Source organism: Nocardia sp. CY41 (genome assembly GCF_009829325.1).
In the GTDB taxonomy this organism is placed as follows: domain Bacteria; phylum Actinomycetota; class Actinomycetes; order Mycobacteriales; family Mycobacteriaceae; genus Nocardia.
Genome location: NZ_VUOS01000038.1, coordinates 36571 through 43014, shown reverse-complemented (window position 1 = coordinate 43014; position 6444 = coordinate 36571). Strand labels below are relative to the sequence as shown.

Annotated in this window: 6 protein-coding genes and 1 pseudogene; 2 read left to right on the top strand and 5 right to left on the bottom strand. The window is 67.4% G+C overall.

Annotation, left to right across the window (positions count from 1 at the left end; translation table 11 throughout):
• A partial coding sequence (locus GVY64_RS32955) for an alpha/beta hydrolase-fold protein (RefSeq protein WP_268895693.1) occupies positions 1 to 352 on the top strand: 352 nt, incomplete at its 5' end.
• 31 nt (positions 353 to 383) lie between these two features.
• Here GVY64_RS32955 and GVY64_RS32950 read toward each other — a convergent pair.
• From GVY64_RS32950 to GVY64_RS32940, 3 genes and pseudogenes are all read right to left on the bottom strand, one after another.
• Positions 384 to 1463 carry an LLM class flavin-dependent oxidoreductase gene (locus GVY64_RS32950; RefSeq protein WP_159849990.1) on the bottom strand — a complete coding sequence of 360 codons (1080 nt, stop codon included), beginning with the start codon at positions 1461 to 1463 and terminating at the stop codon, positions 384 to 386.
• Positions 1460 to 1618: pseudogene (locus GVY64_RS38215) on the bottom strand (DUF1684 domain-containing protein); the annotation flags it as partial. The gene GVY64_RS32950 and the pseudogene GVY64_RS38215, both read right to left, overlap by 4 nt.
• A 616-nt stretch (positions 1619 to 2234) precedes the next feature.
• Complete coding sequence (locus GVY64_RS32940; RefSeq protein WP_159849986.1) at positions 2235 to 2960, bottom strand: SDR family NAD(P)-dependent oxidoreductase; 726 nt, start codon at positions 2958 to 2960, stop codon at positions 2235 to 2237.
• A 57-nt stretch (positions 2961 to 3017) separates the two neighbouring features.
• On the opposite strand from GVY64_RS32940, the gene GVY64_RS32935 reads away from it, so the two are divergent.
• On the top strand, positions 3018 to 3539 hold the full coding sequence (locus GVY64_RS32935) for a MarR family winged helix-turn-helix transcriptional regulator (RefSeq protein ID WP_159849984.1): 522 nt from the start codon (positions 3018 to 3020) through the stop codon (positions 3537 to 3539).
• Positions 3540 to 3643: 104 nt separating this feature from the next.
• Here GVY64_RS32935 and GVY64_RS32930 read toward each other — a convergent pair whose 3' ends face one another.
• On the bottom strand, positions 3644 to 4081 hold the full coding sequence (locus GVY64_RS32930; RefSeq protein WP_159849982.1) for an anti-sigma factor antagonist: 438 nt from the start codon (positions 4079 to 4081) through the stop codon (positions 3644 to 3646).
• 362 nt (positions 4082 to 4443) lie between these two features.
• Positions 4444 to 6192 (bottom strand): acyl-CoA dehydrogenase family protein, encoded by a 1749-nt coding sequence (locus GVY64_RS32925; RefSeq protein ID WP_236567440.1) that lies wholly within the window; start codon positions 6190 to 6192, stop codon positions 4444 to 4446.
• Between the last annotated feature and the right edge of the window lie 252 nt (positions 6193 to 6444).

Genomic DNA, 6444 nt, shown 5'->3' with positions numbered 1-6444 from the left:
GGGACCGCCGACGGACCCGGCGTGGGCGGCCAACGACCCCTACCTACACGCCGACAAGCTGCGGGGTACCGCCATCTACGTCTCCACCGGCACCGGCGCACCCGGACCACACGACACCCTCGACGGCTCCGGTATAGAGCACAGCTCCGGCAAACTGATCGACCAGCTCCTCATCGGCGGCGCGCTGGAGGCATTCGCCGACCGCTGCACCCGTCAACTCCGGGAAAGATTGGACCAGCTCGCGATTCCGGCCACCGTAGACCTGCGCGGCAACGGCACCCACTCCTGGCCCTACTGGCAGGAAGATCTGCACAAGTCGTGGCCTGTGTTCGCCGCGGCACTGGGCACCTGACGCGCAACCGCCTGCGCACATCCCTTTCGCGTCAGGCTCGCGGTGTCGCGGCCACCTCTCCGGGGTCGTGCTCGATGCCGGGCCGACCGGTCACCCGTCGGCGACCCAGCGCGGGCGCGATCAATTCCACGGTGTCGTGCAGGATCTGCTCGTAGTCGGCGCGATGGAATTCGTAGGGCAGCTCCAGTCGTAGCTCCGAGGTCTGCGCGAGCACCGGATCCGCTCGCAGCCGGTCGATGATCTCCGCGGCAGGACCCACCAGATCCGGGGCGAACAGGACGCGCCGCTCCCCCTGTGGCGCCGCGGTGCGCTCCCGCCTGCTCGCCGCGTACTGCCGGTACCGCTCGCGAGTCGTGCGGTCGGCGCTGTCGAACGGGACGATCACCCGCCCCACCGCGACACGTGCGGGCCGGGCCGGGGCGACCAGCCGGCGATAGTCGTCGATCAAACTCAGTTGGGTCGTGGTGAAATCGTCGCTGCGCTCACCGAAGACGATGTTCCCGGTCAGCAGGTTCAGTCCGTTCTCCCCGGCCCAGCGGACCGAGCGGATGCTGCCGCCGCCGTACCACAGCCGGTCGATCAAACCGGGATTGTGTGGCTGCAACCGGGGCCGCTGGGTATTGCCCGGCGAGCGGATCACCGTGTCCGCGTCACCGAGGTAGCCGCCCCGCAGATTCTCGATCAGCCGGGAGATCCGTCCGTAGGACAGGTCGTAGGTGCGCCAGTCCCCGTCGAAGACCAAGTCGCCGATCAAGTCGGCATGCGGCGGAGTGCCCGCGCTGAAACCGGCCTGCAACCGGCCCCGCGACAGCACATCGGCCAGCGACAAGTCCTCGGCCAGCCGGAACGGGCTCTCGTAGCCGATCGGAATCACGGCCGTGCCCAACTCGATCCGGCTGGTGCGCTGACCGGCGGCGGCCAGGAACACCGCAGCCGACCCGACGCCGTGCTCGAGATGACGCTGCCGGATCCACGCGCCGTCGAAACCCGAACGCTCGCCGTACTCGAACAGCCGCAGCGTGTCCTCGAGTCCCGAGTAGGGATCGTCGTCGGGGTAGTTGCCCGGAGTCAGGAACGACAGCGTGCCGATCTGCGGTGTCGTGCCGCTCATCGGGTTCGGCGATGCTCGTACGGGAGCTGCTCATCGGCTTCGATCGCGACCGGCAGCCGGTTCTCCCCCGGCGGCGACGGGCGGGTCGCCAGGTCGGTGTAGGCGCAGGGCAAGTTCGCGGCCCGGTTGAAGTCCACGCTGACGCCCTCGGCGGCGGCGGTGGACCAGGACCACGGTGCGTCCGGGAATCGCTGCGGCGCGCCGGTGAGCCAGTGCAGGTTGGTGATGGCCAGGAATCCGTGCGGATCGGCCGGTCGCGACTCGTGGGTGCGGTGTCGGCCCTCCCAGTCGGCGACGAAGGCGTCGGTCGCAGTTGCCGCGGTGGCCTGCGCTGTCATGTGGTGCTCCTCGTCTGACACTGTGTCCCGGCCGGGTTCGGCGCCGTCCCCGGCACCGGCCTCTCGGCCGCGACGCCCTCGCCGGTCCGGTCGGCACCCTCGAGGCGTCGGCGACTGCGCTCCGGACGACGACGAACGCAGGTGATACCGGATTCAACCGCACGCACCAGCCGACGAACAGGATTGCGATCAGAGCGAATACAAGTACTGCGCGCCGGCCCGCCCCACGGACTGCGGCGATGCGCGCCACGTGACTGCGGAGTGCAGCGAGCCGACAGAATCGGCTGATCCGTTTCGGGCGAGCCCGGGGATCTCGTCGCTCCGCCTCGATAGTCCGGCAGCCGATCGGGCACCGGGAGCGTTCCTCTTCGAACCGACGAGCGACGAGCCGTCCGCATTCGTCGTTCAGGCACGAATCAGCCTGCGGCGGAGATCATCTGGTCGTGTGCGCGCCGCCGTTGACATGGATCGTCTGTCCCGTGATGTGGCGGGCGTGCGGCGAAGCGAGGAACTCGATCAATCCGGCGACGTCGTCCGGATCCCCCGGACGTTTGTCATGTGTGGAGTCGATCAACCAGGTACGCCGCTGGTCGCTGAGCTGCCCCTGAAAGAAGTCGGTGTTCTCGATGTAACCGGGCGCGACGGTGTTCACCGTGACTCCCTTCGGCGCCAGCTGCGCCGACAATCCCGCCGACCATGCCGCCAGGGCGGCCTTCGCGGCGCCGTAGGAACCCGCGGCGTATTCGGCGCCGATCGAGCCGACGTTGATCACCGCTCCGCCGGGCCGCAGACGCTCCCGTAGCGCCGAGGTGGTGAGCACCGCGCTCAACAGATTCGTCGACAGGTTCGCCTGCCACTGTGCGGCCAGTTCCGCCAACGAACCCGTGCCTGCGTCGCCCACGGCGAGATCGGTGTTGCCGCCGGCCATGTTCACCAGCACATCGACTTCGGGCCCCACCGACTCGGCGAAGCGCTCCACCGCCGCCGGGTCACCGGCGTCACAGACGATTCCGCGCACTCCCAGTTCACGGGCCGCCTGTGCGACCCGCTCCGGCGAGCGCCCGGTGATCACCACCTCGGCACCGCCTTCGGCGAATCGCTGCGCCACTCGGCGGCCGATTCCCCCGCTGGCACCGGTGACGACGACCGTCCCACGCATTTCCTCTCCCTCCGTTATATTTAGCGCTAAATGTACCGACGGGAGACACTTGCGGCAATGACGCACGAAACACCGGACGAGATACCGTCGCCCGCCGAGATCGCCGCGGCGTGGCGCCGCGAACTACCCGGCGCGCGGACCGAGTCGATCGAGATCCTCACCCCGGTGTGGCGAGTCGCCAAACTCCTCACCGAGGAACGGCAGCGCACCTTGCAGCGCTTGGGCATCGACGAATCCACTCTCGATCTGCTCAGCACCCTGCGCCGGGCGGGACCGCCCTACCAGCTGACCACCCGGCAGATCGCCGCGCGCAGCCTGGTCACCGCGGGCGCCATCTCCCAGCGCCTGACCCGTGCCGAGTCGGCAGGCCTGATCACCCGCGAACCCACCGCGGCCAGCCGGCGCGGCGTGCTGGTCACCCTCACGCCGGAAGGCCACCGCCTCACCGAACGAGTCGTGCCCGCGCTGCTGGAGCACGAGACCTCGCTCACCGACCGGCTGCCCGCGGCTGAACGCGCCGTACTGACCGCGGCCCTGACCACACTCGCGGCCGCGCTCCGGCCCGCCGGGCCGGCGTAGGCCGCCGTCCCCGACTTCGGGTGCACTTTCCGCCACCGCACCGGAACCCACCTCGGCGCGTCAGGGGGATCGGCCATCACTCACATCGGCATGGCCACGCGACGCTATCCCGCCTTGCTTTGCTGGAGATGCCCGCCCGGGACCGCGCCGGCCAGCGCGTCGTCGACGGACGAGTAGATGGGTAGCAGGGCGTCGAGATCGAGCAGGTCGACGACGCGGGCCACGATCGACCGGCCGCCGACCACGCACAGTCGAACGCCCCGGCGCCGGCAGGCCTCGGATTCCTCGGCCAAGGCCAGCATGGAACGACAGGCCATGAAGTCCAGGCCGCTGGCGTCGATCACGAGCGGCCCCGGCGCCGCGGTGGCCGTCGCGGCCTCCCGTAGCACTCTGCGCCACATCGGCAGGGTGTAGGCGTCGACTTCGCCGTGAGCGTGGACGATGGCCGCGTCGCCGCGCCATTCGACGGTCGCGCGCAATCCGAAGGTAACGTCTTCCGGAGGCTGAACAAGGCCGCTGAGATCGTGCGATACTGTGCTCATATGGGCACTCGATTCGTTTCGCGCCTGAGGCGCTCAGTCGGGCCCACCCTGCATCTTCAAGACAGACCTATCCCTCCTTACTAACAGAGACAGACCTGCCTGTACAGCGAACCGGCGCTCGCCGTGTCCGATGGCGAACACTAGACCTGCACGAAAGCGGGTCCGCCTGCGCGGACGCTGCGACGAACCCCACTACACCCGAGTGGGCGCGCCGGTCTTCGGAGCATTTGCCGAGCGGGGCCAGCGGTCCGTGCCCGATACAAGGGCCCGGACCGTCGTGTTTCCCGGCACGCCTGCTCGCCGCCGATGACCCGACGCATCGCCGAGCCGTGGTTCGTGCGGTTATCGATCCGGTGGTGTGGCTACGGATTCATCTGGAATGTGCCCGCGTAGCTCATCACCTCGTCGTGCAGACGCGCGATTCGTTGCTCGTCGACGGCCGGTTTGCGCAGGACGTTCATCGCCCAGTCCTGCTGCGCCGGTGTCGAGGACGCCTTCGAGAACAAATTGAGTGCGTACGCGGAGAAATCGCGCACGAAGACTTCGAAAATGGCATCCAGCAAATCTTCAGAAGTCCCGACGAGTGCGGCCTGCTCCAGAATGAGCTGGCCGTAGGGCAGCAGCGTGAACAATTCTCCCACTGCCAGCTGGTAGTCCAAATCTTCCAGCTGAGCCGGCGTAGGTGCAGCCTCGACCGGGAACTGGGTGAATCGTTCCGCCTGCTCGATGAACAGGGCCACATTCGGTAGATGGCGGTAGGGCGCGTAGGCAGGCCGCCAATCCGCGAATCGCACCTTGCTCAACCCGGCAGCGCTCGGCTGCCGGAACAGCGCCTCGTCGTCACCGGCATCCCGCCGCACCGGCACCGGAGGCAGCTCCGCGGGATCGAACAGGAAGTTCGGCATGAATTTCAGCGTGAGCGTCATATTGACATGCGCGGTGCCCTCCAGTCGTGGCATGGAATCGATGGTGCCGCGCGCCGTGGAGAAGTAGGAGTCCTTCTCGAAACCCCTGGCGGAGATGACATCGGACAGTTCCCGGAACACCCGCTCGGCCTCGCGGGTGACTTTCATCTTGCCGATGGAATTGAACATCACGAAGCGGCGGTCCTCCGGTGTGGAGCAGCGCATGTAGTCGATCGCCCGTTCGTGGTAGAGCCGCATGGCGTTCATGCGCACGTAGCTGTCGTCGAGGATCTGCCGGACCTGCCCGAAATCGGTGACCGGATGCCCGAACAGGATCTTGGTACCGGCGTGGTCGATCGTCTCGTAGAAACAGTGCTCCACGATCCCCAGCGCGACCATGCCGATATTGAACTTGCCGCAGTTGACCGCGGCGAGTGCGGAATCGAACGCTTTGCGGCCTACGTGCAGCACGTCGTCCGCGGCGACGGGATAGTCCACCAGATCGTAGGCCGAGACGAAATTCTGACCGTGGATGACGTTCTTGACCAGCCGGTAATTGGGGTGCCGGCTGTCGGCGATGAACCAGACGTATGCGTCGGGGCCGTCCAAGTCCGTCCGCCGCCCGATGGTGGGCACGATCCTGGCCACGTTGCCGTTGCCGATGTAGTACTTGCTGCCGGTCGCGGTGAAACCGCCCGCTCCATCGGGGGTGAGCAGCATGTCGGTGGCGTAGATGTCGGCGCCGTGGTCCTTCTCCGACAGTCCGAACCCGATGATGCCGCCACGGTCGAGCTCCTCGGCGGCCCGAAGGTGCGCTTCTTCGTTGGCGCTCTGCCAGATGGTGGCGAGCCCGAGCGTCGAAACACCCCACGCGTACCAGTACTGCGATCCGTAGAAACCGGTGATCTCGTTGAACCGGGAAATGACCGCGGTGTCCCAGCGCTTGTCCGGGTCTGCGCCCGCATGCGCTCGCGGTGTCGCCATGTGGGCGATGATCCGGCTCTCGGCGAGGAATTCCATCCAGTCCTCGTACCACTCCGCCCGGTGCGCATCGCCGGTGAGCGCCTGCTTGCCCTTCTTCTCGAAGAAGTCGACCACCGACCGTAACCGCGCCCTCGTGGCGGGGTCGAACTCCTCGAACGTGTCGGTCTTCGGGTTGAACAGGGCCATGGCGATGCCGCCTTTCGAAATGATGGCAAGTGCCATCACATTAAGTCTGATGGCACCTGCCGTCAATCTCCGAACGCACTCTGAGCCGGGGCTCCCCCACGGACCGATGCCCTCGAATCTGCGGACGTGCCCGCACGGGTGCGGTCGGCACCGGCGACGCGTACCGGACGCTCGTGCGCGCGGCAGTCGTCGTGGACGCGGTCCCTGCCGACGACGCCCGGATCCGGCTTGTACCAGCAGATTACGTCGCAGCCGCCATCATGCATATGCTTCTCCGCGGAGCGGCGA